At 59.0% G+C, this 23892-nt stretch carries 24 protein-coding genes and 1 other RNA gene; 12 read left to right on the top strand and 13 right to left on the bottom strand.

The window, feature by feature from the left end:
• Nucleotides 1–118: 118 nt before the first annotated feature.
• Nucleotides 119–385 (top strand): hypothetical protein, encoded by a 267-nt coding sequence (locus GSQ91_RS09355; protein WP_158821265.1) that lies wholly within the window; start codon nt 119–121, stop codon nt 383–385.
• A gap of 59 nt (nt 386–444) precedes the next feature.
• A complete protein-coding gene (locus tag GSQ91_RS09360) occupies nt 445–810 on the top strand; it encodes a cell division protein ZapA (RefSeq protein ID WP_174240664.1) in 366 nt (121 codons plus the stop codon).
• Nucleotides 811–873: 63 nt separating this feature from the next.
• Here the strand turns inward: GSQ91_RS09360 and GSQ91_RS09365 are convergent, their stop codons facing one another.
• Nucleotides 874–2649, bottom strand: a complete 1776-nt coding sequence (locus GSQ91_RS09365) for a VWA domain-containing protein (protein ID WP_158821267.1) — start codon at nt 2647–2649, stop codon at nt 874–876.
• Between the two features lie 169 nt (nt 2650–2818).
• Here GSQ91_RS09365 and ssrS point away from each other — a divergent pair.
• The 5 genes from ssrS to GSQ91_RS09390 all read left to right on the top strand — a co-directional run bounded on the left by ssrS (nt 2819) and on the right by GSQ91_RS09390 (nt 6941).
• A non-coding RNA gene (gene ssrS, locus GSQ91_RS09370) (6S RNA) lies at nt 2819–3005 on the top strand.
• Nucleotides 3006–3076: 71 nt separating this feature from the next.
• The gene (locus GSQ91_RS09375) at nt 3077–3895 is read left to right on the top strand and encodes a prolipoprotein diacylglyceryl transferase family protein (RefSeq protein WP_158821268.1); all 819 of its coding nucleotides are present in this window, start codon (nt 3077–3079) and stop codon (nt 3893–3895) included.
• The gene (locus GSQ91_RS09380; protein ID WP_158821269.1) at nt 3896–5227 is read left to right on the top strand and encodes an RluA family pseudouridine synthase; all 1332 of its coding nucleotides are present in this window, start codon (nt 3896–3898) and stop codon (nt 5225–5227) included.
• 13 nt (nt 5228–5240) lie between these two features.
• Nucleotides 5241–6320: a VWA domain-containing protein gene (locus GSQ91_RS09385; RefSeq protein ID WP_254064458.1), complete on the top strand. Its 1080-nt coding sequence runs from the start codon at nt 5241–5243 to the stop codon at nt 6318–6320.
• Nucleotides 6321–6365: 45 nt separating this feature from the next.
• Nucleotides 6366–6941, top strand: a complete 576-nt coding sequence (locus GSQ91_RS09390; protein WP_158821271.1) for a hypothetical protein — start codon at nt 6366–6368, stop codon at nt 6939–6941.
• Between the two features lie 15 nt (nt 6942–6956).
• Here GSQ91_RS09390 and add read toward each other — a convergent pair whose 3' ends face one another.
• The 5 genes from add to GSQ91_RS09415 all read right to left on the bottom strand — a co-directional run bounded on the left by add (nt 6957) and on the right by GSQ91_RS09415 (nt 11428).
• Nucleotides 6957–8006: an adenosine deaminase gene (gene add, locus GSQ91_RS09395; protein WP_158821272.1), complete on the bottom strand. Its 1050-nt coding sequence runs from the start codon at nt 8004–8006 to the stop codon at nt 6957–6959.
• Nucleotides 8007–8104: 98 nt separating this feature from the next.
• On the bottom strand, nt 8105–8788 hold the full coding sequence (locus tag GSQ91_RS09400) for a Bax inhibitor-1 family protein (RefSeq protein WP_158821273.1): 684 nt from the start codon (nt 8786–8788) through the stop codon (nt 8105–8107).
• A gap of 65 nt (nt 8789–8853) precedes the next feature.
• Nucleotides 8854–9576, bottom strand: coding sequence for a YqjF family protein (locus GSQ91_RS09405; protein ID WP_158821274.1), 723 nt, complete (start codon nt 9574–9576; stop codon nt 8854–8856).
• Nucleotides 9577–9728: 152 nt separating this feature from the next.
• Nucleotides 9729–10301, bottom strand: coding sequence for an elongation factor P (locus GSQ91_RS09410; protein ID WP_158821275.1), 573 nt, complete (start codon nt 10299–10301; stop codon nt 9729–9731).
• 131 nt (nt 10302–10432) lie between these two features.
• A complete protein-coding gene (locus GSQ91_RS09415) occupies nt 10433–11428 on the bottom strand; it encodes an AraC family transcriptional regulator (RefSeq protein ID WP_254064459.1) in 996 nt (331 codons plus the stop codon).
• A 106-nt stretch (nt 11429–11534) separates the two neighbouring features.
• On the opposite strand from GSQ91_RS09415, the gene GSQ91_RS09420 reads away from it, so the two are divergent.
• Nucleotides 11535–12449, top strand: a complete 915-nt coding sequence (locus GSQ91_RS09420) for an SDR family oxidoreductase (protein ID WP_158821276.1) — start codon at nt 11535–11537, stop codon at nt 12447–12449.
• Nucleotides 12450–12582: 133 nt separating this feature from the next.
• Here GSQ91_RS09420 and GSQ91_RS09425 read toward each other — a convergent pair whose 3' ends face one another.
• Complete coding sequence (locus tag GSQ91_RS09425) at nt 12583–13185, bottom strand: TetR/AcrR family transcriptional regulator (RefSeq protein ID WP_158821277.1); 603 nt, start codon at nt 13183–13185, stop codon at nt 12583–12585.
• 120 nt (nt 13186–13305) lie between these two features.
• On the opposite strand from GSQ91_RS09425, the gene GSQ91_RS09430 reads away from it, so the two are divergent.
• Nucleotides 13306–14178: an NmrA/HSCARG family protein gene (locus GSQ91_RS09430; protein WP_158821278.1), complete on the top strand. Its 873-nt coding sequence runs from the start codon at nt 13306–13308 to the stop codon at nt 14176–14178.
• Here the strand turns inward: GSQ91_RS09430 and GSQ91_RS09435 are convergent.
• Nucleotides 14175–14450 (bottom strand): hypothetical protein, encoded by a 276-nt coding sequence (locus GSQ91_RS09435; protein WP_158821279.1) that lies wholly within the window; start codon nt 14448–14450, stop codon nt 14175–14177. The two genes, GSQ91_RS09430 and GSQ91_RS09435, sit on opposite strands and share 4 nt — an antisense overlap.
• Before the next feature lie 152 nt (nt 14451–14602).
• Entirely contained in the window at nt 14603–15193 is a 591-nt protein-coding gene (locus tag GSQ91_RS09440; RefSeq protein WP_158821280.1) for a TetR/AcrR family transcriptional regulator, read from the bottom strand.
• A 99-nt stretch (nt 15194–15292) separates the two neighbouring features.
• Between GSQ91_RS09440 and GSQ91_RS09445 the strand changes: the two genes are divergently transcribed.
• Nucleotides 15293–16135 (top strand): oxidoreductase, encoded by an 843-nt coding sequence (locus GSQ91_RS09445; RefSeq protein ID WP_254064461.1) that lies wholly within the window; start codon nt 15293–15295, stop codon nt 16133–16135.
• A gap of 165 nt (nt 16136–16300) precedes the next feature.
• On the opposite strand, the gene GSQ91_RS09450 is transcribed toward GSQ91_RS09445, so the two are convergent.
• Both GSQ91_RS09450 and GSQ91_RS09455 read right to left on the bottom strand, forming a co-directional pair.
• Nucleotides 16301–17326 (bottom strand): aldo/keto reductase, encoded by a 1026-nt coding sequence (locus GSQ91_RS09450; protein ID WP_158821282.1) that lies wholly within the window; start codon nt 17324–17326, stop codon nt 16301–16303.
• Between the two features lie 71 nt (nt 17327–17397).
• On the bottom strand, nt 17398–18156 hold the full coding sequence (locus tag GSQ91_RS09455; protein WP_158821283.1) for an SDR family oxidoreductase: 759 nt from the start codon (nt 18154–18156) through the stop codon (nt 17398–17400).
• Between the two features lie 54 nt (nt 18157–18210).
• Here GSQ91_RS09455 and GSQ91_RS09460 point away from each other — a divergent pair, with 54 nt between their 5' ends.
• Both GSQ91_RS09460 and GSQ91_RS09465 read left to right on the top strand, forming a co-directional pair.
• Nucleotides 18211–19152 (top strand): LysR family transcriptional regulator, encoded by a 942-nt coding sequence (locus tag GSQ91_RS09460; protein WP_158821284.1) that lies wholly within the window; start codon nt 18211–18213, stop codon nt 19150–19152.
• 283 nt (nt 19153–19435) lie between these two features.
• Nucleotides 19436–21049 (top strand): TIGR03435 family protein, encoded by a 1614-nt coding sequence (locus GSQ91_RS09465; RefSeq protein ID WP_158821285.1) that lies wholly within the window; start codon nt 19436–19438, stop codon nt 21047–21049.
• A gap of 75 nt (nt 21050–21124) precedes the next feature.
• Here the strand turns inward: GSQ91_RS09465 and GSQ91_RS09470 are convergent, their stop codons facing one another.
• Entirely contained in the window at nt 21125–21916 is a 792-nt protein-coding gene (locus GSQ91_RS09470) for a TIGR03435 family protein (RefSeq protein ID WP_158821286.1), read from the bottom strand.
• 259 nt (nt 21917–22175) lie between these two features.
• The gene (locus GSQ91_RS09475) at nt 22176–23741 is read right to left on the bottom strand and encodes an amino acid permease (protein WP_158821287.1); all 1566 of its coding nucleotides are present in this window, start codon (nt 23739–23741) and stop codon (nt 22176–22178) included.
• Between the last annotated feature and the right edge of the window lie 151 nt (nt 23742–23892).

Consider the following 23892-nt stretch of genomic DNA (forward strand, 5'->3'; position numbering starts at 1 on the left):
CCTTGCCGGGCGTAGGGAGAATTCAGAAAGGTTCCATTTCGAATTCCGCACCTCAAATCCACTACGCGAATCGCTATACTTCAGCCTGATTTACTGTGCGCGGAGGCAACGGCAAAAGATGAGTTCATCGACCATCAGTGTGGACGAGTTCCAGGCGCTGGAACAGAAGGTACTGCAGACCGTCGAGCTCATCAAAAAAGAGCGCGAGGCACGCGCTGTGGCCGAGTCTGAACGCGATGCGGCGCGTACCGAAGCCGCCTCGCTCCGCGAGAAACTGTCGGCAGCCAGCGGGGCACAGGCTGAAGTGGAGAGCCTGAACCGTGAGCGCGAAGCCGTGAAGTCGCGCGTGGAGAAGATGCTCGCGCAGATGGATGAGCTTCTTTAGGAAACAGGAAACAGGAAACAGGAAACAGGGTTAAGGGGCTAGGAGAAGCGTTGGCGGAGATGCAACAGAGAAGTGCGGCGGAGGTTTCACGGTCCGAGCTCGCGGCGCAGGCTGCGGGTGCGGTCGTCGTCGAGATTTACGATCAGGTCTATCAACTGCGGGGCACAGACCCTGCTTACATCGAAAAGCTCGCGGGCATTGTCGACGGCAAGATGCGCGCCGTCTCCGCCCATGGTGCGACGGTCGATTCGTTGCGCGTGGCCGTGCTGGCCGCGCTGAATATCGCCGACGAACTGGTAGCGTTGCGCGCGCGCTATGACACACTGAATGGCAGCCTGAATCAAGCACAGACATCAGCGAGAACCCGTGCAGGCTCCCTGATGGGCATGCTGGACGAAGTGCTTGCCGAACGCAAAGCTGGCTAGGTTTCAATCAGCGCCGACGGAGAAAATCTCTTCTCTCCAGATCACTTCTTCCGCGAACCCACCCTAAGGGGTGGGTTTTGCTGTGAAGGCGGCAACGCCCAATTGCACGTTATCTACCGGAACCTCCACGGCGCCGGCTCGGTCTCCGATGGTGTCATGGACACCTAGACGAAAGAAGAAATTGCCTTTCTCGGGAACTGCGATCGTCTGTCGCAGGCCGATGCCGAACTGCATCAACTGCCGATAGGCTGCGTTGTCGAGTTCCAGGGGACTCGTGGTGATGATCGAGTTCACGGTCTCACCCTCGTTGTTATAGACCACCGCCACAAATTCGAGCCGTCCGTGGTGCATTCCATTGGGTGTACGGGTGAAGCTGATCTTGTGGGGATCTACCGCGTACAGGACGTGATAGTTGCGGAAAGGCTTTCTCTGGAAGTCCGCGCGAAGATAGTTGTTGGGTGGCAGGGGCTCGTTCTTCTGGAGTTTCTGAACTTCGGAGTCCGCCGCAATATTGGTATTGAAGATCAGTTCGGTCGGAGGGATGGCGCCGAGGGCCATCGAGACTTCGAACCCCTGCTTCATGCCCGGATGTGACAAGGCGCTCTGCGGGTCGTAGGCCCCTGTAAGTTTGTTGGATGTCGTTGGTGTCACCCTGTGGGCCGCGCCCGCACGTGCAAAGTAGCCGTGCCGGTACAGCAATTGCCCACCGCCGTCGGCGAGCGTCACCTTGATCTTCCGAAATTGTCCGTTCCAGTTTTTGTTCGTTGGGGTGTAGGCGATGGTGTAGTAGTTGGAGCCACCGTCGACAATCTGGCCGATAACGTTCTTGAGGCCATTGGTGTTGTAGTAGGCTTTGCCGCCGGTGGCGTCTGCCGCGTCGTCCATATCCGCGTGCAGGAAGAAGTGCGTAGGGGCCATCGCACCCAGCGGCGGCGGGCCTCTGCGTGCCGCGCTGAAGGCTGGGTTGGTTTCGAGGCCCCGGGTGTCGACGGGATAGACCGCGACTCTGCTCAGGGCGAGCACGTCGGTGGCCTGGGTCAGGATACTGTTGAAATCGCTGAAGAGGTCGAAGTCCGGGAAGGGATCGCCTATTCCATCGCCATAGGCGGCAAAGGGGATCGAGCCGGTAAACCAGATCAGGTTCTTGCGCCCCGGAAAACCCTCCAGATAGCGTCCCATCATCTGCAAGCCGTTGATGAGAATCTCTTGCCGCGACCGTTGGTAAACATAGTTGCGTCCCATCAGCGGTGGGATCGTCGGCATATCCCGCTTGCTCTCCACGGCTGCAAGCAGCACCTTAGGGTCGGCAGAAAAACCCTGGATGAGGTGCATCTCGGTGTCCAGTTGAAAGACTGCGATCGAGGTCCCAGGCTGCACGGTCTTCATGTAGTCGATCACTTGCTGGCGGAGATACATCTGCGCACTGAGGGGGCTGTCCAGGGCGTCCAGCAGGATTACCGTATTGGAGCCCCTGTTGGGCACCGGCGTGAAGTTGGTAAAGGTATTGGGCGGTAGCTTGGGCAGGGCTTGCTGTCTGGCGGCGCTGGCATCGACCGTCGCGTCGTGCTCTTCAAAGCTGTCGAGCGTCTGCGGAGCGCCATCCTCCTGCACGACGAGGTCGCTCCGTTTGAGTCCCTTGATCGGATTGCCTTTGGCGTCCGTTACAACCACATCGAGCACGACGGCACGCGCGGTCGCGGTGAGGGTGGCGACGTTTGGGTCGCGCCGCTGCAGCGGAGGAGCTGGAGTGTCATCGGAAGTTTGAGGGGTTTGTGCCTGCGCCGCGATACCCAGGAGAACGGCGCTACAAACGGCAGCGGTCCAAAGAGCCTTGTTCATTCCAAACTCCAGTCACTGGGTATACGGAAGGCGAACGGGGAAGGACTCCCGTCAGCTATTCATTGTTAACTCCAAAGGCCGCCTCTAGTTCCTAAAGGATTGAAAATAGGCCTCTCAGGAGTCCGGAGGTTGCACATTGGGGCGATGACCGTTAGCATCCATTTCAGAGACCGGCCTACAAAGCAGGTACACGAACAACGCAGGTTGAACCAATAATCATTGAACAGGGGTCCAGCTCGTATACATGGCTCGGTGTGCTAGGTCCGCCAGTCCGGAAAGCCTAAAGAGCCACGGCAGGGTCCCACCGTCTTAGACGGGTTCACCTGCGCTTCGCTGTACGGCCCAGTGGGTCGGTCTTTGCTTCTCTCCGCGCCCTTCCCGGGCTGATCTGTTGAGCGTTGATCTCGGGCGCGTATCCTCAAGAGTGATGATGTCTTTGCTGCATGCGACGGCGATGTTCGTGCCGGGATTTCTGCGTCTCGGACGCCTGCACCTGCCCGTGTACGGCCTCTTTGCCGCAGCAGGGCTGGTTGCGGCGTTGGGATTGAGCCAGCGCACCGCCCGTTTTGTAGGAATTCCTGCGGAAAAGCTGTGGGATGCCGGCTTGTTTGCGATGATTGCGGCGTTTTTGGCCTCCCGTGCGCTGCTGGTGGTCATGGATCCGCAGGCGTTCCTGAGGTATCCGCTGCTGGTGCTGTCCCTGCCGTCGCTGACCTACGGGGGCATGGCGCTTACCGGACTGCTGGTAGCGGTGTATCTGCGCCGGAAACAGCTGCCGCTGCTTGATGTGCTGGATGCCTGGGCCCCTTGCGCGGCATTGCTGGGGGCGGTGTTGAGCCTGGGGCACTACTTCGAGGGCACAGACGCCGGGATGCCTACCCATTTGCCGTGGGGTATCGTGACGCCGGGAGACACGGTGCTGGGCCGGGTGCATCCGGTGCAGATCTATGCAATGGCCGCCTATCTGGTGCTGTGCGTGGTTCTGTTGCGGAGGCTTGCAGGCCGCCTTCGTGCAGGTGAAGTTGCCGGGTACGGTTTGCTGGCTGGAGGGGCGATTTCGTTCGCCCTCGATATGTTGCGGCAGCCCATCGACAGCGTCGGCGATGGCTGGCTCGATCCTCCGCAGTGGATCGCGCTGGGGTCGATACTCGCGGGTGCGATGCTCTTCACGAGAACGCAGTCAATACAGAAAAAGAAGATTGTCCTGACCACCGATTCGGGCACACAAATGAAGGAGTTGGTCTAAATGCCATCGCAAAACATGCTGCCCAAGGGGCAGAGACGGCGCACGGTAAAGCATGAGTATCGGGCACAGCGCACGCTGGCCCAGGAGCGCGAGGCCGCGCTTCGTGCCTCCGGCGAGGTCGACGAGGATGCCCCGGTCCAGTCCTACGACACGGCGGAGTTCAGTTCGCCGAGCTTGCCAACCTCGCCCTTCGCCTTCACTCCCGGGCTGGTTACGACCGGGCCGAGTGGCGGCAAGCATCCCCAGGAGGAGCAATCCCCCCGGCGTTACCCCGCACCCTATGTGTTTCCGGACGACGCGCCCGAGATTCAGGTACTCGACGACCTGGAGGCGCAGGACGGCGTGCGCAGCTTTACGGCGGATTCCGCTGCCTCCGGCATGCGGCTCGATGCCTACCTGGCCAAGGCCCTGCCGGACATCAGCCGCGCGCGTGTGGTGCTGCTTATTGAAAAGGGCCAGGTGACGGTCGATGACAAGCCGGGCAAGGGCAAGCAGAAGCTGAAGGGTGGCGAGTTGGTCGAGATTGAAGGCGAGCCCCGCCCCGAGCCGCTGCATGCCGAACCGGAAGATATCCCGCTGGACATCGTGTATGAAGACGACGATCTGGCGGTGGTCAATAAAGCGGCCGGCATGATGGTTCATGCGGGCGCAGGCGACTCTGAGCGCAACCGCGGCACGCTGGTCAATGCGCTGTTGTTCCACATGGGTAAATCGCTGTCGCAGGTCAGTGGAGATCTGCGGCCGGGCATTGTGCATCGGTTGGACAAGCAGACTAGCGGGCTGATCGTCGTCGCGAAGAACGACTCGACGCATCGCAAGCTGAGTGAGATGTTCAGCGAGCGGCGGATGCGCAAGGTGTACGTGGCGTTGGTGCATGGCTGGATCAAGCCCGCTTCCGGGCCGCAGGACTCGGGCACGATTCAGTTGCCGATCAGCCGCGACCTCGTCCGCCGCATCCGCATGACGACGCGGCGGCCTGGTGGGCGCAGCGCGGTTTCGCACTGGAGCGTGCTGGAGAAGATCGATGGCCCGTATGGAAAATTTACCGTGGTCGAAGTGCGTATTGAGACCGGCCGTACCCACCAGATCCGTGTCCACATGCAGGCGATCGGGCATCCAGTGGTGGGCGATTTCCTCTACGGAGCGCCGCACCGCATCAACCCCATTGGGGGCCCGCAGGCGGTAGAAGAAGGATTCGAACTGGATCGCAATTTCCTGCACGCCGCCGAGTTGGAGTTCGCACACCCTCGAACGGGCGAAAAATTAGCGCTGCACGCAGAACTTCCTGAGGAGCTAGTGCAGGTTCTGGAGCGTGTAAGGGGCGCAAGTTGATACGATGGTTGGCATGATCATAAGCAGCAGAGCACGCTGGGTCCTCCTGGCCCTGGCGTGCGTTACAGGCCCGCAGGCCGCAATCTCGCAGACGGCAACCCCGCAACCCGCGGTCACACCCGCCACACCTCCCGCAGCCACCCAGCAGCCGACGGCGACCCCTGCAGCTCCGCCAGCGACGACGCAGCAGCCGGCGTCTCCTGCGCAGCAGACCGCCCCTACTACGCTGCAGCAACGTGATGATGCGCCGCGCGAGCAGACAGGCACGATCAAAATCAACGTCAACGAAGTCGATCTGATCTTTACCGTAACGGGTAAGGACGGCCATTTCGTTGCTGGCCTGCAACAGCAGAACTTCGGTCTGCTCGACGACGGCAGACCTCCGGTGCGCGTACGCCGCTTCGTTCAGCAGACGAACCTTCCGCTGCGCGTGGGCATCATGCTCGATACCAGCAGCTCCATCCGGCAGCGCTTCGAGTTCGAACAGCAGGCGGCCACCGACTTTTTACTGCAGGTGCTGCATCCGGCCGATCGTGCGTTTGTGGAGGGTTTTGACGTCCAGCTCAACCTCGCGCAGGACTTTACCAACCGTGTCGATATGCTGGACACCGGTATCCGCCGGTTGCGACCCGGCGGTGGCACAGCGCTCTTCGACTCGCTTTATAGGACGTGCAAGGACCAGATGCTGACGCTGCAGCAGGACACCGCTGTGCGCAAGGCGATCGTGCTGGTCTCGGACGGCGACGACGACTATAGCCGTGTTCTCGAGACTGAAGCCATCAAGATGTGTCAGCGCGCGGAGACGATCATTTACACCATCAGCACGAACGTCGGCCCCAGCAGGGACAAGGGTGACGACGTGCTGCAGCAGATCGCGGACGCCACGGGCGGTCAGACCTTCTACCCCAAGCGTATTGACGATGTGGCTGTTGGCTTCCACAATATCGAAGAAGAGCTGCGCAGCCAGTATCTGCTGGTCTATGAGCCGGCGGACTTCAAGCATGACGGCTCGTTCCGCACGATTTACCTGCATTCGATCGATACGCGTTACTCGGTCCGGGCAAAGAAAGGCTACTTCGCGCCGCACGAGTAAACTTTTTACCTCGAATACGGGTCTATCAGAATAGCGAGGTCCGTGATGAAGCTGAGTCTATCCCCTGTCCTTCTGACCGTTGCGCTCTGTGCAGCGGTCGGCTTTACCCTTAACGCCCAGCAGCCGCAGGGGGTTATGGAGGCGCTGCGGGGCATTTCCTCGCAGCCGGCGAACCATACGGCGTTTACCTTCGACCACAACATGCTGCAGGCGGCCGAAGGCTACATGGACGACAGCGCTTCTGGAAAGCGTGCGTTCGCTGCGCTGAACAGCATTACCGTGGAGAACTATCACTACCACGAGCCGGTGTTTTACCTGCCTGAGAGTATGTCTGCGCTGGTAGCTGCGTACAACGCCGCAGGCTGGAAACACCTGGTCAACCAGAATGCTTCACCGCATGACTCAGCCTCACCGCATGCGCCGATCACCGATCTGTGGCTGCACTTCCACAGCGGCGAGATCGAAGATGTGACAGTGCTGGTGCGGGGTCAGCGCGAGATGAACCTGATCGAGGTCTCAGGTGTGTTGAGCCCTCTGGACCTTGTGCATCTGAGTGGGCACTTCGGCATTCCGAAGATCGACCCCGGTGCGGTGATGGTGCCCGCGCCTCCGGGTAAGTAGCTGCTGGGTAAGTAACTACCAGCCGTAACGCTCAACCTCGCCGAGCAGTGCGAGCTTACGCTCGGGCTTGAGGAAGCTGGCTTCGATAGAGTTGGCTGCGATCTCACGAAGCTGGTCCAGCGAAAGCTCGAACTCCGTGTGTGCAAGCAGATATTCGTCGAGCAGGGTTGCCCCAAAGAACGGCGGGTCGTCGGAGTTGAGCGTGACCATCAGGCCTTCTTCGAAGTAGCGCCGCGCCGGGTGCTCCAGGAGTGCCGGACAACAGCCGGTGCGGAGGTTGCTCGTGATGTTGAGCTCGAGCGGGATCTGCCGCTGGGCCAGCACTTCGATGAGATCCAGGTCCTGCTGCGCGGTGAGCGCGTGGCCGATGCGTTCGGCTCCGATATTCAGCGCCGCCCAGATGCTCTGTGGCCCGGTCGACTCGCCCGCATGACAGGTCAGGTGCAGGCCTGCGGCTTTGGCCTCCGCATAGAGCTCTCGGAAGTCCTGCGCAGGGCCGCGAGCTTCGTCGCCGCCGATGCCTATGCCGACGACGCTGGGATACTGGTGCTGCAACTCCGCTGCCTTGCGGAAGACTCGCGCGCACTCCTCGATCCCGAAGTGGCGTACTGCGTCGATGATCCACAGCAGCGAGATACCGAAGTCTTTTTCGCCACGCAGGCGGCCGCGCTCGATGGCGGCCATGACCTCGTCCACGTCGAGCCGCGCAAAGTGATAGAGAATGCCGATGGAGATGTAGGCCTCGGCGTGGCGCACGCCCTGTGCGGCAAGATCGCGCAGCATGGCGTAGGTGATGGTCTCGTAGTCGGCAGCCGAGTGCAGCCTTTGGGTGACGGCCTTGAAGCTCATCAGGAAGCTGGGGAAGTCGCTGTAGCTGTAGACCTGCTTGGCGGCTTCGAGCGTCAGTGGGATGGCGTCGTTGGCTTGCGAAAGCTCGACGAGAGTTTCAGGGGTGATCGAGCCCTCGAGGTGCAGATGTAACTCGGCCTTGGGCAGGCCACGAAGCCAGGTGAGCGGATCGGGTTGGGTGGGCGAATCTTGCGCTGGGCCGGTACGACGTGCCATTCAAGTAGTGTAGTCAACTCCCCTGTTGACTACATAAAGGCTTGTTCCTGGACGGCGCGATCCTGACGATTCGATGCCAGGGATCGCGCGGCCATGAGCTAGCTCCATTTGCTGTCGCGGCGACCGCCGCCATTGCCGAAGATCTGTAGCAGGAAGATGAAGATATTGAGGGCGTCGAGATAGATGCTGAGAGCGAGCATTACCGGCGAAGTGCCGGCGGGGCTGTCGCGGAGCCGCATGAAGTCGACCAGTAGAAGGACACTGAAGATCGCCAGGCCCATCCAGGCGTAGACGCCGGGGCTGATGAAGTGAAAGAACATCGAGAGGAAGCCAATAATGACCAGCCCAATCAATGCGGCAAAGGCGTAAGAGGCCAGCTTGCGGTAGTCGAAGCGCGCGATCTGCGCGATCATGGCCATTACCGCCATGCCCATGGCTGTCGTCACGGCGGCCTCAAAGACGATGGTCTGGCCACCGGCCATATGCAGATAGACCTTGAGCAGCGGGCCGATCTCCACGCCCATCAGCACGGTGAAAGCGTAGAAGAGCACCAGGCCGAGGCCTGTGGAGCGGCGTGTGGCGGCCCGGATTCCGAAGATCAGCGCGAAGTTGAGCAGCACTACAAACAGAAAGCTGATTCCCGGCAGATCCGGTGCGATGTAGGCGCCGAAGGCGGTAAAGAGGAATCCGGCAGTGGTAACCCAAAGCACCTTGCTGAGCAGGCTCGCGGTGGAGCGGCTGTCGAGGATGCGAATGCCCTGTGATGCGTCGATGGTTCTCATGATGACAATCTTAAACCTCTGCAGGATTAGACGCTATGGGAGCTCCGGGGTCGCAAGGGGCGCGGTTAGGCGATGCGTTCGCCAGTGTCCGACTGCACGCTGACGGAGGAACCCTCAGATAGCAGAACACTTGCCGGTTCCTGCCGGTTGAGCACTGCGAAGGCCTCGCTGTAGAGGGCAGCGAAGTCGACGTCGATGGCGTGGCGGAGGATGGGGTAGGTCTCCCAGCGGGGATGCTGGACCTCGTAGGCGGAGGTGCTGTCGTCGCGACGTTTGGTATAGCCCCAGTAGTGCTCGGTAATGAACTCTTCTTCGCTGCCGGCGGCAATGGGCTGCGGGTTGGGTGAGGCTTCGACTCCCAGGCTGTGCCACCTACCACTGTGCTTCCACGAGTACTGCACGTCGAGCGATTGAGGGGTACTGGCGATGCTGGAGTGCGTCGGCAGGGTTGCGTAGCGCTCCTGGTAGAAGGTGTTGGCGACGAAGGTAATCGCGGCACGGGGAACGAACTCGCGGATAAAGACGACCCCGCGCCGGGGTGGGCCGTCGGATGGGGTGCGTTTGACATAAAAGCGCAGGTTCACTTCTTCAAACCGGGTGTGGAAGGGAATCGGCAGGCCTTTGAGGCGGACGCGGTCGAAAAGGAAGCCGACGAGCGAGACGTAGCAGCGGCCGTGGAAGAGATCGAGCTCAAGGCCTCGTGGGAGCCATGGCGTTATCGTTAACGGCTCGACCTCGTACTGCGCCATGATGAGCTTGCGCCACTCGGCGGTGAGGAAGGTGGACATGGGTTGTTGGTGAAGGTCTGCAGCGAAAGGGGGCGAGTTTTGAGCAGAATCCCTATTGCTATCCCTTGGAAAGAGCTTAGGAGTGGCACTTTTCTTGGGGAAAAGTGCCGTTCAAATAATCGCCCCCCGCGCACAGCTATAGGGATTCTGCTCTAAGCTCGCCCTGCAAATTCGCGGTTTTCGGTGGATACCTTGACCTTTTCGCCTTCCTTGATGAAGAGAGGAACCTTGATCTCGAGGCCGGTCTGGAGGCGGGCGATCTTGGTGGCGCCGCTGGAGGTGTCGCCGCGGACGGCCGGCTCGGTGTAGGTGATGTCGAGCTCGACGAAGATGGGAAGCTGCAGGCCGATGGGGCTGCCGTTGTACTTGTGGAGCTGGAGGAGGAGGCCGTCGAGGAGGAAGTCGGCGGCGTTGCCGACGGTGTCGTCGGAGAGAGTGTGGGTCTCGAAGCTCTCCTGATCGAGGAAGTGGAAGCCGTCGCCATCGTGGTAGAGGAAGGATGCCGGGACGAGTTCCAGGTCGGGCTCTTTGAACTTGTCCTGGGCCTTAAAGGTCTTATCAAAGACGGCGCTGGTGAGGAGGTTGCGCATCTTGAGGCGCACTAGCGTCTGGCCGCCACGAGCGGTGGGGGTGGAGATGTCGGAGTCGAGACAGACGTAGGGTTCGTTCTCGAACTCGAAGAGATGCTTGCGTTTGACGTGGATTGCTTCGATCAGTGCGGCCATGAATCCTCTTTCCCGTTAAGTATAAGGCGCATCGTTTTGTGTGGTTTTGGCGTAGGGGCGCAGAAAGGCTGGACTCCGATAAATCATGGGGTACGAGCTTCCCGAGCCAGCTGCGCAGGATATGTTTCTTCCTACGGCTGTACGTACTGTCTGGGAGAACAACCCATCACTCGGCGGAACGCTTTACCGAAGGCGCTCTCAGATCCATAGCCCAACGACTTCGCGATACTACACAGCCCCTCAGCAGAGTTTTCGAGCTGATCTGCAGCCAGCAACATGCGCCAGCGGGTAAGGTACTCGAGAGGCCCAGTACCGACGACGTCACGAAAACGCCGTGCGAAGCCGGCGCGTGACATGCCGACGCTCTCCGCCAGCGAAAGCACTGTCCAAGGATGTCCGGGCTTCTCGTGCATGTTGGCGATCACCACACTGAGGTGCTTGTCGGCCAATGCAGCAAGCCATCCGTGATTAGCTTCAGTTGGATCTGCCAGATGCAAACGTAGTGCTTGGATCAACATCATGGACGCGAGATGCTGTGTCACCAGTGAACCGCCCGGTTGCGCTTGAGAGAGCTCTTCGGTCATCCGCTCGATTGACCATCGCATGACGGCTTTCCCCGTCTCGCTGCGGATATGTACTACCAGCGGCAATGCACTCAAGAGTAGCTGCGTGTGACCACCCTTGAGCGCGAAATGGCCACCTGCAATATAGCCCGGCGCATCCGTCGCGCCCAGTGCTTCGCCTCCGTTGCGTCTCCGGGCTGCGACCTCGGAGCGATCCATCGGCTTTAGCGAAAGTTCTGCTGCGAATCGAAAGGGGCGTCCATGAGGAAGCACCACGCAGTCTCCGGTGTTCAGCCTGACAGGCTCAGAAACACCCTCGACGATCAGCCAGCAGGCGCCTGCAAGCATTGCATAGCACTTGATTCCGAGGTGTGTCGGGTATTGGATCGCTACGTCGGCCGGAATTGCGTAACCGCCGGCGATATAGGGCTGCGGTTTCAGGAGGGCGAGAACCTCGGAGAGCGGGTCCATACGGCGGTCCATCGCCAAGGCAGGAGAATCCGGTGCAGGTTGTAGTTTTTCCGAGTTCAACTCACGCGGCGATGAGACGATTGAACCAATCATTTGGACTAAAAGTATAAATCGTCTAATTCTCGCGGCCATCTACTGGTCTAGGCATCGAGAATGCTGCACTCTCGCGAGGCAGTTTCTACGTCCAGGAGGCGTCATCATGCGAGTGTTTGTGACAGGTGCAGCCGGCTTCATGGGTTCCTTTCTTGTTCCACAACTGATCCAAGCTGGTCATCATGTTGTTGGGCTGTGCCGCTCAGATGCAGGCGCTGAAGCGCTCGTTCGCGCTGGCGCAGAGGTGGTCCGGGGTGATGTCAACGACTTGTACCATCTGCGCACTGCCGCGCAGTCGAGCGACGGTATCATCCATACGGCTTTCCATCACGACTTCGCCAACATAAAGCAGAGTAGTGAGAACGACCGCAAAGTAATTGAGACGCTTGGGGCGGTTGTGAAGGGGTCGGACCGTCCACTCGTCGTGACTTCGGGCACGGGCCTGGTTCGCTCGAAGAGCGGTGGCATCGCACTCGAGACCGATCCCCATCTCACATCGGACGAGTTTCCGCGCGGAGCTACTGAGGAGGCATCGGATGCTCTTATCGACAGCGGAGCGCATGTCGTTGTCGTTCGCCTTCCGCAGGTACACGACGATCAAAAGCAAGGAAGAATCTCGCTGCACGTAGACTTGGCGCTAAAGAAAGGTTGGGTCGCGTACGTCGCCGACGGAGCAAATCGGGTGCCTGCTGTTCATGTTTCCGATGCCGCGCAACTCTTCCGTCTTGCGCTTGAACGGGGTGAGGCAGGGGCGCATTACCATGCCGTCGCCGAGGAAGGCATCGCGATGCGCGAGGTAGCTGAGGCCATCGGTGACGGCTTGCGGCTCCCGGTAAAATCGATCCCGCCGGACGCGGCACTCGAATACTTCGGAGCGATAGCGCAACTCGCGACTATCGATCTCGCTGCATCGGGGGCATTCACGCGTCAAAAGCTTGCCTGGATCCCCAGCGGCCCGGGCTTGCTCACTGATTTACGCAACATGCGGCATCGCGAGAACTCAAGATCAGATCGGACCTAGAGAGGACTACCTTTAAATTGACCTCAGCTTAGTAACGCGAAGTCGTCTTCTCGTCAGTAGCCAGCGTGGAGAGGGAACAGACTGCTCCCAAGGGTGTGCGGGAAGGTAGCTGGAGCCGCAGCAAGCAACAGCATCAGCAACCCAGATGCCGAAGGGCCATCTCCGCGGTTCGCTTGAGTTCCGCCTTTGTCGAACCATTCGCTGACTGGATGGATAGACCTGCGAGGATCGAGGAGAGATACCGGGTATAGTCGTCCACGTTGACATCCTTAGACAACTCTCCGCTCTTTCGCGCTTGTAGAAAGCGTTCCTTCATGGCGACTTCGTTCTGTCGCCGTATTTCCGTCATGAGATCTCTCGCCGGGGCAGCCTCTACACTGCCGCCCATCGCGCCCGCCAGCGTCATACAAGTCGGCGGATGGCCGGGCGTGGTGAGGAACGCAACCGTATTGTCGAAGAGCGCACGAACAACCTTTTCGAGAGTCGGTTCCTCCAGCGCCACCGTTGCGTATTGTGCCCGGGTTCCCATATAGCGCTTTACCGCGAGTTGGAACAAGGCGTGCTTGTCTCCGAAGGCCGCATAGATGCTTGAGGGATTCAGGCCCATCGCCTGCGTAAGGGAGGTCATGCAAGTACCTTCAAAGCCCCTCTCCCAGAAGAGCAACATCGCAGCCTCAAGCGCTGCGTCTTTATCGAAGCTGATCGGTCGTCCCGTCTTTCCGTTTCCGGTTTTCATAACCTTGCTCGCCACTCTTGATATTAGAGTGCAAAATCGTGAATCCGGTGCACGGTTCACTACATCTGTAACGTACGTTCCGTATGTGTGCGGACTACAGAAAGTCAAAGGAGATAAAAATTGGGCGAGTCGAAGAACAGCGAACGAATCATTTTGGTGACAGGCGCCACCGGTAGGCAGGGAGGCGCCGTGTACCGGCAGCTGCAGAAGAAAGGATTCAAGTTGCGCGCGCTGGTGCGGGATCCCAATAGCAACCAAGCACGTCAACTGATGGGGTCCGAGGAGGAAGTGTTTCAGGGAAGCCTCGATGATCCCGACAGCTTGATGCGTGCGATGGAGGGTGTGTACGGCGTATTCTCCGTGCAACCCCACTCGGCCAATGAGATCCAGCAGGGAGTGGCGGTCATCGAGGCGGCGAAGCGGCAGGGCGTCAGCCATTTCGTTTACAGTTCAGTAGGTTCGGCCGACGAAGAGACAGGTATCCCTCACTTCGAAAGCAAAGTCAAAGTGGAAGAGCATCTGCGATCGAGCGGCTTACTGTATACGATTGTGCGGCCCGTCTTCTTCATGGAGAACTGGCACAGAGGGTTCGGCGCGTCGATCCGGAACGGGCAACTCCAGCAGCCGTTAAGCCCGACGGCAACCTTGCAGATGATAGCGGTGGATGACATTGGCGCGTTTGCAGTCCTTGCGTTTGAGCATCCCGGCAAATGGAAGAACAGGACATTTTCGCTGGCGGGTGATGAATTATCGATGCAACAGATTGCCGACGTATTCAGCCGCGTGACTGCGCGAGAGGTGAAGTACGTTCAGGTTTCCTGGGATCAGTTCGAGAAGAACATGGGACGGGAGCTGACGGTGATGTACCACTGGTTCGAAGAAAAGGGCTTTCACTTCAATATTGAAGAGGTGCGGCGCGAATATCCAGTGACCCACACTTTCGATCGATGGCTGGAGGCGTACTGGAACACGACTGACGTTGCGGCGCGTTAGGCCCTCTGCCTTTCGGTCATGGTGTTGCTGGTGATACAGAACAGTGTGAACAGCGGACAGTTAAAGGAGAAATCGATGGGCGCACTTGAAGGCAGGTAGCCCGGTCTGCCAGTATCGGCAGGCTGCGCCCGTTCGAAGCCAAGCTTGTCCATGGCGAGTTGCTCAACCAACGCATCCACCGCCCGGCACATAGGATCGGCAGGAATAAGGTCATCCAGCATCACAGGAAATAGGGTGCCCTGACTACGGCCTTCGCCTCGGATATAAGCCATAAACGACGATGTCCTCGCACGTGCGAGGACATCGTCTCACCATGAGCTGTTTAAATCACACGAACCACGAAGACCGTAACCTTTCGAGTACGCATATCAAATGACGAGAAGCGCGTTTCGGGGGACTGATCAAAACTCTCTAGTCTCAAGCTTTATCTCCGAACAGACTGCCTTGCTTTATGCCCGGTTAGAAATTGTTGATACGTATCCTCGATGAACTGTTCATCGATAGCCCCTGAACCGAGTAGCAGCCGGTAGTAGAGCGATCCGTAGAGCTGATCGATTGCGGTGTCGATATTGAAGTCAGCTCGTAAAGAACCTTCCGAGATCGCGGCCTGTATGTTTTGGCGAACACCTTCCCGTCGTGGATTGAGCCAGCGGTCACGGAAAGCTGTCGCAAGCTCAGGGTCGGACTGGGCTTCAGACACCAGGGAACGGATTAGATTGCCTCGGGAGCTGCGAAAGAAGGCAGCTTGCAGATAGAGCTGCCGCCGAAGGCTTTCGAGTGCGCTGTCCGCCTCGGGGAAGGCTGTTTCAGCTCCGATCAACTCAAGCAGCGCATCCATCACAACAGTTGCCTTGTTGGGCCAGTGCCGGTAAAGCGTCATCTTTCCGACACCGGCCTCGGCTGCAATCTCATTCACGCTCACGGCACGGAAGCCGCGCTTCGCTACCAGGCGGAGAGCGGCCTTAAGGATGGCAGCATGGGCTGCCTGGCTCCGCGGTCGCCCTGTTGTCCCCATATCTCCCTCACGCTCCGTATACAAAATGCATCTTTAACGATACCGTCAGTATCATATTCTATAGAAACGATACCCTCGGTATCGTTATGGGAGGAAGAAGTGAATAAGGTCGTCATCATTACCGGCACAAGCAGCGGACTGGGCAGGGCATTTGCTCAAGCCCTGCTTGAGGCTGGCTTCAAAGTCGTAGGCACTGTGCGGAAGCCGGACGCAGCGCTGGAATTCGAGCAACTGAAACCTGGAGCCGCATTCGCACGAGTTCTCGATGTGACCGAAGCTCCCGAGCGGTTGGCCTCGGTGGTCGAAGAGATTGAGCAAAATGTCGGCCCGGTTTATGCGCTCATCAATAACGCGGGGTACGGCCACGAGGGCACGCTGGAAGAAAGCTCCATGGAGGAGTTGCGCCAGCAGTTCGAGGTGAACGTCTTTGGTGCCGTCGCCATGATGAAAGCGGTCTTGCCCAATATGCGTGCGCGACGCGAAGGCCGCATCCTCAACGTGACCTCGATGGGAGGCCTGATGACGATGCCGGGGCTCTCGTACTACCACGGAAGCAAGTTTGCCCTCGAAGGGATTTCGTCGTCGCTGGCCAAGGAGGTACGACCGCTCGGCATCTACGTCACGGCTGTGGAGCCTGGCATGTTTCGGACAGACTGGGCGGGCCGTTCCATGGTGCGCTCAGAACGCACCCTCTCTGATTACGACGCTGTATTCAACCCTATTCGGGAAGCACGTAAAGCGAGAAGTGGACAGCAGCCAGGAGATCCGGCCAGGGCCGGTAAAGCGATCGCAGATTTTCTAACGGTTACGGAGCCGCCTCTGCATCTTCTGCTCGGCCCCGATGCCTTCGAGTATGTGCAGAAGGAATTTGAGGCACTTCGGTCGGAGTTTACTGCGTGGGAAGCTGTGACCCGGTCAACGAACTTCGGGCAAAACGACTGAGGAGCCTTTACAACTCAGAAGGGGAGCCGATCCGCACAACGGTCACTCGTGCGGATCGGTACTTGTAAGTCGTCTTGTGGGAAATAATCAACTGGCTCGATGAGTACATTGGCGATTTTGCGTAAATCGAGGAAGCTTTCGCAATTGCACGTTCGAGTGCTTCGGTCAAACTGCAACTCGATCTGGACGCCGCCGCAAGCTCGCCTGAGTCACTGCGGGCGGTGTGTAAAGTGCGCCCATCGGTCCCGCGTCGGTTCCCGGCGCAACGACTTCGTCAATGCGGTCCAGGATCTCGTCGGTAAGAGCGACTTCAGCGCCTGCAAGCAGATCGTCTAGCTGCTGCATGGTGCGGGGGCCCAGGATGGCCGAGGTCACGCCGGGGTGGGCCATCACAAAAGCAATCGCCATGTGCGTCAGCGACATCCCAGCCTGTTCCGCAATGGGGATGAGGCGTTCAACTGCGTCCAGATTGCTCTCGTCGGACATCTGTTTGAGAAAAACCTTGACGCGCAGGCTTTCGGGTAGCGACTGGCCTTTGCGATAGCGACCGGTGAGCATACCCTTGGCCAGCGGGCTCCAGACAAGTGCCCCCATCCCGTACTTCTGGCACACGGGCAGAACCTCCTGTTCGATATTGCGGTTGAGAATCGAATAAGGCGGCTGCTCGACGCGGAAGCGGGCAAGACCTCGGCGCTCCGCTACCCACTGAGCCTCTACGATCTCGGAAGCAGGGAAGGTCGATGACCCGATGGCGCGCACCTTGCCTTCGCGGATCAGGTCGGTAAGCACTGAGAGCGTCTCCTCAATGTCGGTGTCGGGCGAAGGCCGGTGGATCTGGTAAAGGTCTATGTGGTCGGTCTGCAGACGGCGCAGCGACGCCTCCACTGCCTGCGTAATCCAACGGCGCGAATTTCCCTGCTGGTTCGGGTCCTCGCCCATGGAGCCGTTCACCTTGGTGGCGAGCACTACATTTTGGCGACGTCCCTTCAGCGCTTTCCCGACGATCTCCTCGGACTCGCCGCTGCTATACCGATCAGCGGTGTCGACGAAGTTGATGCCCGAATCTAAGGCCTTGTGGATGATACGAATACATTCGTCGTGATCGGAGTTGGCGATGCCGCCGAACATCATAGCGCCCAAACAATATGGGCTGACTTTGATGCCGGTGCCGCCTAATGTGCGGTGATTCATGGCGTGTGTCCTTTCGTCCGTCTATGTGCAGCCAAAGCGCCTATCCACGGTTCAATTGTCGACGTATCCCGTTACCACGGGATGGTTTCATTTTCCCAGCGCGTGAAGGTACCCGTCGGGCCGTCGGGTCCGAGCAGAGCGAGACGCACCGGCTCGAGCGCACCCTCTTCGACCGATCCCGTGCCCTCATAGGCGTTCAGGTTGGTTTTGATGAACCCAGGCGAGCAGGCATTCACCTTGATGCCCGTTGACTCCAGCTCGATTGCCATGGTCAGCGTCATAGCATTCATGGCTGTCTTGGACGCGGAGTAACCAGGCCCGAAGATATGGCGATAGGGGAAGGACGGGTCCGCCACCCTCGCCAACGAACCTGCACCGCTTGAGACGTTGACGATTCGCCCCGCCGGGGCCTCGCGGAGCAGAGGCAGCATCGCTTGATACACGGCCAATGTGCCGAATACATTGGTCTCCCATATGGTGCGCACTTCGTCGATCGACACGGTGCTCGGGCGGTTCAGTTTGGAGTACTCTTCGACCGACTGTCCGGGCTGTTTACTCGTGTTTGAGATCGCGGCATTGTTCACGAGCACATCGAGGCGACCAAACTCAATACGAATGCGCACCGCCGCCGCGCTGATCGACTCCCGATCCGTTACGTCGAGCTGAACGGCGTGGGCGTCCGGACCGATCGCCTTAGCAGCGGCGCCTCCGCGCTCGAAGTTGCGCGAGCCAACCAGCACTGTGAAGCCGTGCTTGACGAGATCTTTTGCGATGTGGAAACCAATCCCCTGGTTAGCACCAGTGACGAGAGCGACGGGTTTGTCCTGCATGGGCAGTTCTCCTTTTGCGATTGGAGTATTCTGGGGATGTAGTCGCACCATGCATTGTTGGAATGGAAGGTATGCACCTTAGGCATGAGTAAAGTCCAGTTCCGAAACGTCGACCTCAACCTACTCGTCCCTCTCAAGGCTTTACTTCATGAGCGCAATGTCACCCGGGCCGCGGAACGCATCCATCTCAGTCAATCCGCCATGAGCCGCGCGCTGGATCGCCTACGATCGGAACTGGGAGACGAGTTGCTGGTGCGAACGGGACGCAACTATGAGTTAACGCCACGCGGTAGCGAATTGCTCGACGAACTGGCGCAAGTCATGCCTCGATTGGCAAGGATCTGGGCGGGAGAGACCTTCTCTCCTGCGCAAAGCGAAGGACATATCCGCTTGGCGATGAACGACTATGCAAGCAGTGTCGTGTTGGCGCCGCTTGCGGAGATCTGTGGACGTCTCGCGCCTGGGATTACGCTCGAGGCGGTTCCGTGGCACGAGCGGATCCACGAAGAGACCGGGTTGGTTACAACGCACCTGATCTTGAGTCCATTGTCCGCGCCGTCGACGTTTCGGTCGGAGCCATTGTTCGACGATGTGTTTTTCTGCGTTCTAGGGCGCAAGCTGAAACATTCCCGGGCTTTTCTGACGACGAAAGATTATCTGACCTTCCGGCATGTCTCAGTAGAGATGCAACCGAACCTGCAGAGCCTTATTGACCGGCCACTTGGAGAAGCTGGTTTCCAGCGCCGTCTGGCAGTTCATGTCCCCTTTCTCCTTGCGGCACTTCGTATGCTGGAAACCACAGACCTGGCATTAACGATGCCTGCTCGCCTCGCAGAGCCTGTGGCAGCGCTTCATGATTTGAGAAGTCTGAAAGCACCGAAAGAGATCCCGCCGATCCGGTACTTCATGGTCTGGCACCCACGCTTTGAAAGCGATCCGTTGCATATGTGGCTCCGAGAGACAGTGCGTCAGATTTTTCATCCCGCTCTTCGCTAGCAGCTGAGGGTTCGTATGTGGCTACTGTCCAAGAATGTGGCGGGGCGCTGGGTTCTCAACTGTCGCTAACAGCCAATGCACTCGCTGAGCCACACCGCGGCTTTGCTGGATTACTTCCGCCAAGCGTTTTTCTCAAGACGAATCCGGTCCCGCGGCGTCTATCACCACGTACAGTTGCCGAAAACACGGCTTACTGTTTCCCGGGCCAATCTTAATCCAGCCACACTTGCACGTTCGGGCCTATAACCTTCAGTCTTATATTTGCGTCACCTCTGAGGTTCCCATGCGAGCAGCCTTCGCCCTTTTCGCGCTTCTCTCCGTCTCGTCGCTGGCCCAGACCGCCGCCGTCCCCAAATCCTTCGTCATCGCCGACGTCCACACGAGCTCGTTCACGTCGAATCCGTTCATGCATGGCAACTCCATCCAGGGTGACCGCTATTTTCTCTACCAGGCCACCATGGTCGATCTCATCGCCACCGCTTATGGGGTCGATGCCGTCAACGTGAATGGAGGTCCCTCCTGGCTGGAGCGCGACCGCTACGATATCCGCGCCACAGTGCCTCCCAAGACTACGCAGGACGATGTCAAGCTCATGCTTCGTTCTCTGCTCGCCGACCGTTTTCATCTCGTCGTCAAAAGCGGCACTGCTCCTATGCCGACTTACATCCTCTCTGCTATCCCTGGAAAGCCGAAGATGACCGAGTCGGAAGGGAACGGCGAAGGTTCCTGCGCTCCTGTCCCTCCGCCGCAAAACGCTCCTCCCGGCGCTCCGTCCTATAACGCCGTCAACTGCAAGGGCCTGACCATGGCGGCTCTCGCCGACACCCTCCATAACTTCGCAGGCGACTATCTCGATCAACCTGTTATTGATGAGACCAACCTCGCCGGGAGCTGGGACTTTACCCTCAAGTGGACGAGGCACGGACAGCTTGATAAGCAGGGTGCCGACGGCATCTCCATCTTCGCCGCTGTAGAAAAGCAACTCGGCCTCAAGCTCGAACTCAAAACGGCGCCCCGCCCTGTCTTCCAGGTTGCGAGCGTTGACGAAACTCCTACTCCCAACGCCGCCAATATAGCCGAAGCCCTTCCCGAGCCGCCTGCGTCACCCTTCGAAGTCGCCGTGATCAAACCCAGCGCGCCCGATGAGAGGGGCTATGGTCGCATCACCGGCAACCAGATCGAGACCCGCGCGATCCCCCTCATGTTTCTCATGACCTTCGGCTGGGACCTCAATCCGAACAACAAAGAGAGCATTGCCAACGCTCCCAAATGGCTCGACAGCGCTAAGTTCGACTTCCTCGCCAAAGCCGGAGACAACGTTCGCGTCGACAAATTCTCCTCCGGCAACCTGATCAACTATGAAGACCTCCGCAGCATGCTTCGGGCCTTGATCGCCGAACGTTTTCAGATGAAATGGCATATGGAGGATCGCCCGGTCACCGCCTACACTCTGGTAGCAGTTAAGCCCAGACTCAAGCCGACCCTCGACCCGACCGAGCGTACCAGATGTAAGGAAGGACCAGGTCCTGATGGCAAAGACCCTCGGACGGATAGTCCTGTCCTCAACCGACTCATCACCTGCCAGAATATGACGATCGCTCAGATTGGCGATGAGCTCCAACACGTAGCTAACGGGTACATCTACAATCCCGTCGTCGACGGTACTGGCATCAAGGGCTCTTACGACTTCACTCTCAGCTTCAGCTCCGCCGATAAGATCCTTCCCAATACCGGCGGCGGTACCGGCAACTCCGACTCCAACAGCGCCGATCCCAATGGCGCTCTCTCGGTCTTCGACGCGATTAGCAGACAGCTGGGCCTGAAATTAGAAAAGACCAAGCGCCCCTACCCCGTCCTAGTGATTGACCACATGGAGGAGACTCCTACCGCGAACTAGAACAGTCCCCCTGGCTTGCGTGGCTCCAACATATGGCTTTCGCGCAGGCCAGCGCCGGAGTTAACTTTGATGCGTTTAGTTTTCCGTAGGCTGTTCCACGTGATCGATCACCAGCGTCTCTACCGGACCCTTCGCTGGCTGGAGCTTCAGTCCAAGCTGCTCCTGGATCGCCGTAAAGAGATTCGGTAGAGCATCAGCCGCACCGTTATCGGCGGCACTGTTCGCAACGTTATCTGCTGTCCATTGCAAACGAAAATCGTATCGACCTGTGAGGCCCGTCTTGTCGATTACGGTGCGATCCAGTGGAAAGGATAGGTTTCCCGCCAGGTCCGATAGCGTCACTCCCGAGGCAGTCATATCCGTATTGTGCACATTCATGTTGCCGGGGCCTGTCGCATCCGGCGCAACTGCACTCACCTTAAGCTTCGGGCCGTTTTTTGCGACGACCAGTTCGTACACAGGAAGCGTCTTGGGCTCGGTATGTACCTTTAGATGAAAGCGATCTACAAGGATGGCGGCGAGCATTGCCTGCTGCTGTTCGCGCGAAAGACTGCTCAAGGCCTTCATGTCCGGATCTGTCACCTTGGCGTAGACGTCGAACCGCAACGAATCGGCCCATCCGGGCAGACCAAACATCTGGCCTTCGCGAATTCCATACGCATTCACGAGCAGATGTTTGAGCGGCACATTCGTCGCTCGAAACCAGGCGTCGTCCCTGTCCACGTGCGTGCCTCGTGAAAGGCTATGGTTCAGCTTGATCACAACGGCGTCATAGACCGGCAATGAAGGAGCGGGTTGCTGGGCGACACCGTTCCGGCAGTAACCCAGAGACGCTGCGAACACGAGCGAAAGCAGAAACTTCGACATGCCAACCTTACGCGGCAGAGAATCAGAAAGTTCCCGCTAGTGTGGTGAGTCATTCGTTCGATAGTGCCGATGCGAGCAAATTGCAGGTCTCTCCGCTACGCATGACATAAAACCGTCATGCTTGCACCCCAGCGAACAAAGAACGCGTTCGCCGGGGACCCCGCACTTCGGTCGAGATGACAGATTTGGGGTGGTACGAACGAAAAACATCCATAGAGATTGAGATGTGGCCCAGAGGGATATCTGTCATGAAACTGTTCTAGCCCTTGTAGAACTCGCTGCGCTTGCGGCTATAGAAGAAGTAGACGACCAGGCCGATGACCAGCCAGAGGAAGAAGCGTACCCAGGTGATGGCGGGCAGGCCGGCCATCAGGAGGACGCAGAAGAAGGTGCTCAGGATGGGGATGACCGGGCCGAAGGGGACGCGGAAGCCGCGGTGACGGGTGGGGTCTTTGGCGCGCAGGACGATGACGCCGATGGAGACCAGAACGAAGGCGAAGAGTGTGCCGATGTTCGACATCTCGGCGAAGGTGCCGACGTCGAAGAGACCTGAGGGGATCGCGACCAGGATGCCGGCGACCCAGGTGGCGAAGGCCGGGGTGCGGAACTTGGGGTGGACGCGGCTGAAGACGTCGGGAAGGAGCTTGTCGCGGCTCATGGCGAACCACACGCGGGCCTGGCCGAGCTGGAAGACGAGGATTGAGGAGATCATGCCGACGATGGCGCCCAGCAGCACGAAGAGCCTTACCCAGTGCAGGCGGTGGCCGCCGGGGGTGAGCGAGACGCGTTTGAGGGCGTCGACTACCGGTGCCCCGTCGCCGGCGATAGAGAGCCACGGAACCATGCCGGTGAGGACGACGGCGACTCCGATGTAAAGGATGGTGCAGACGACCAGCGTGGCGATGATGCCGATGGGCACGTCGCGGCGGGGGTTCTTGCACTCTTCGCTGGCGGTGGAGACGGAGTCGAAGCCAATGTAGGTGAAGAAGATGATCGATCCGCCCGCGAGCACGCCCGAGAAGCCGTTGGGGGAGAACGGGTGGTAGTTGTCGGGGTGGATAAACGACAGGCCGAAGAAGATGAAGATTAGGATGGCCGCGAGCTTGATCAGCACCATGATGTTGTTGGTGCGGGCGGACTCCCGGATGCCACGGACGAGGACCACCGTGAGCAGAAGAACGATGATGAAGGCGGGAATGTCGAAGCCGAAGTGCCAGCCGGGGGGGAAGATGTCGACCTTGCCGGAGAGGTCCTGCAGGCCCAGGGGCAGGTAGGCCGGGGAGAGCCATTTGGGGTTGAGGTGGATGCCGAGCCAGTCGAGCAGATCGACGATGTGCGCGGCGAAGCCGACACTGACGCTCATGTTGGAGAAGGCGTACTCAAGGATGAGATCCCAGCCGATGATCCAGGCGATGAGTTCGCCGAGGGTGGCGTAGGTGTAGGTGTAGGCCGAGCCGGCGATGGGAATCATCGATGCCAATTCGGCATAACAGAGGCCCGTAAGGCCGCAGACGATGGCCACCAGTACAAGTGACAATGCGAGTGCCGGGCCTGCTCCGGGGCGGCCGGCGACGGCTCCATGGTGCAGGATGAGATCGATGATGGGCGAGCCCTTCCAGTCTGCAAGCTTGGAAGGGTTGCCGCCGATGGCCGTGCCGATGACGGTGAAGATACCCGATCCGATGACCGCGCCGATACCCAGCGCGGTGAGCGAGACGGGACCAAGCGTTTTCTTGAGCGCACTCTCGGGACGCTCAGATTCGTGGATCAGCTTGTCGATGGACTTTGTGGCAAAGATTTGGCGGGCCAGGTGCACATTCCTCATCGGCGGGGGATTGTAAACGTAGAGTGATTTTATGCGGAGCGGAGCTATGGTGGTCAATATTGGCGAAGAAGGGACTAAGAAACATGGCCTTTGGGGTCTTTGTTTTTCTGGTTTGTCATTCCGAGCGCAGCGAGAGAACCTGCTTTCTCCC

Source organism: Granulicella sp. S156 (assembly GCF_009766105.1).
GTDB lineage: Bacteria > Acidobacteriota > Terriglobia > Terriglobales > Acidobacteriaceae > Granulicella.

Excerpts from the sequence above, each read along its gene's own strand:
- GSQ91_RS09355 (WP_158821265.1), top strand. The coding sequence starts at position 119 with ATGAGTTCATCGACCATCAGTGTGGACGAGTTCCAGGCGCTGGAACAG.
- GSQ91_RS09360 (WP_174240664.1), top strand. The coding sequence starts at position 445 with ATGCAACAGAGAAGTGCGGCGGAGGTTTCACGGTCCGAGCTCGCGGCG.
- GSQ91_RS09365 (WP_158821267.1), bottom strand. The coding sequence starts at position 2,649 with ATGAACAAGGCTCTTTGGACCGCTGCCGTTTGTAGCGCCGTTCTCCTG.
- GSQ91_RS09375 (WP_158821268.1), top strand. The coding sequence starts at position 3,077 with ATGATGTCTTTGCTGCATGCGACGGCGATGTTCGTGCCGGGATTTCTG.
- GSQ91_RS09380 (WP_158821269.1), top strand. The coding sequence starts at position 3,896 with ATGCCATCGCAAAACATGCTGCCCAAGGGGCAGAGACGGCGCACGGTA.
- GSQ91_RS09385 (WP_254064458.1), top strand. The coding sequence starts at position 5,241 with ATGATCATAAGCAGCAGAGCACGCTGGGTCCTCCTGGCCCTGGCGTGC.
- GSQ91_RS09390 (WP_158821271.1), top strand. The coding sequence starts at position 6,366 with ATGAAGCTGAGTCTATCCCCTGTCCTTCTGACCGTTGCGCTCTGTGCA.
- add (WP_158821272.1), bottom strand. The coding sequence starts at position 8,006 with ATGGCACGTCGTACCGGCCCAGCGCAAGATTCGCCCACCCAACCCGAT.
- GSQ91_RS09400 (WP_158821273.1), bottom strand. The coding sequence starts at position 8,788 with ATGAGAACCATCGACGCATCACAGGGCATTCGCATCCTCGACAGCCGC.
- GSQ91_RS09405 (WP_158821274.1), bottom strand. The coding sequence starts at position 9,576 with ATGTCCACCTTCCTCACCGCCGAGTGGCGCAAGCTCATCATGGCGCAG.
- GSQ91_RS09410 (WP_158821275.1), bottom strand. The coding sequence starts at position 10,301 with ATGGCCGCACTGATCGAAGCAATCCACGTCAAACGCAAGCATCTCTTC.
- GSQ91_RS09415 (WP_254064459.1), bottom strand. The coding sequence starts at position 11,428 with ATGATTGGTTCAATCGTCTCATCGCCGCGTGAGTTGAACTCGGAAAAA.
- GSQ91_RS09420 (WP_158821276.1), top strand. The coding sequence starts at position 11,535 with ATGCGAGTGTTTGTGACAGGTGCAGCCGGCTTCATGGGTTCCTTTCTT.
- GSQ91_RS09425 (WP_158821277.1), bottom strand. The coding sequence starts at position 13,185 with ATGAAAACCGGAAACGGAAAGACGGGACGACCGATCAGCTTCGATAAA.
- GSQ91_RS09435 (WP_158821279.1), bottom strand. The coding sequence starts at position 14,450 with ATGGCTTATATCCGAGGCGAAGGCCGTAGTCAGGGCACCCTATTTCCT.
- GSQ91_RS09440 (WP_158821280.1), bottom strand. The coding sequence starts at position 15,193 with ATGGGGACAACAGGGCGACCGCGGAGCCAGGCAGCCCATGCTGCCATC.
- GSQ91_RS09450 (WP_158821282.1), bottom strand. The coding sequence starts at position 17,326 with ATGAATCACCGCACATTAGGCGGCACCGGCATCAAAGTCAGCCCATAT.
- GSQ91_RS09455 (WP_158821283.1), bottom strand. The coding sequence starts at position 18,156 with ATGCAGGACAAACCCGTCGCTCTCGTCACTGGTGCTAACCAGGGGATT.
- GSQ91_RS09465 (WP_158821285.1), top strand. The coding sequence starts at position 19,436 with ATGCGAGCAGCCTTCGCCCTTTTCGCGCTTCTCTCCGTCTCGTCGCTG.
- GSQ91_RS09470 (WP_158821286.1), bottom strand. The coding sequence starts at position 21,916 with ATGTCGAAGTTTCTGCTTTCGCTCGTGTTCGCAGCGTCTCTGGGTTAC.
- GSQ91_RS09475 (WP_158821287.1), bottom strand. The coding sequence starts at position 23,741 with ATGAGGAATGTGCACCTGGCCCGCCAAATCTTTGCCACAAAGTCCATC.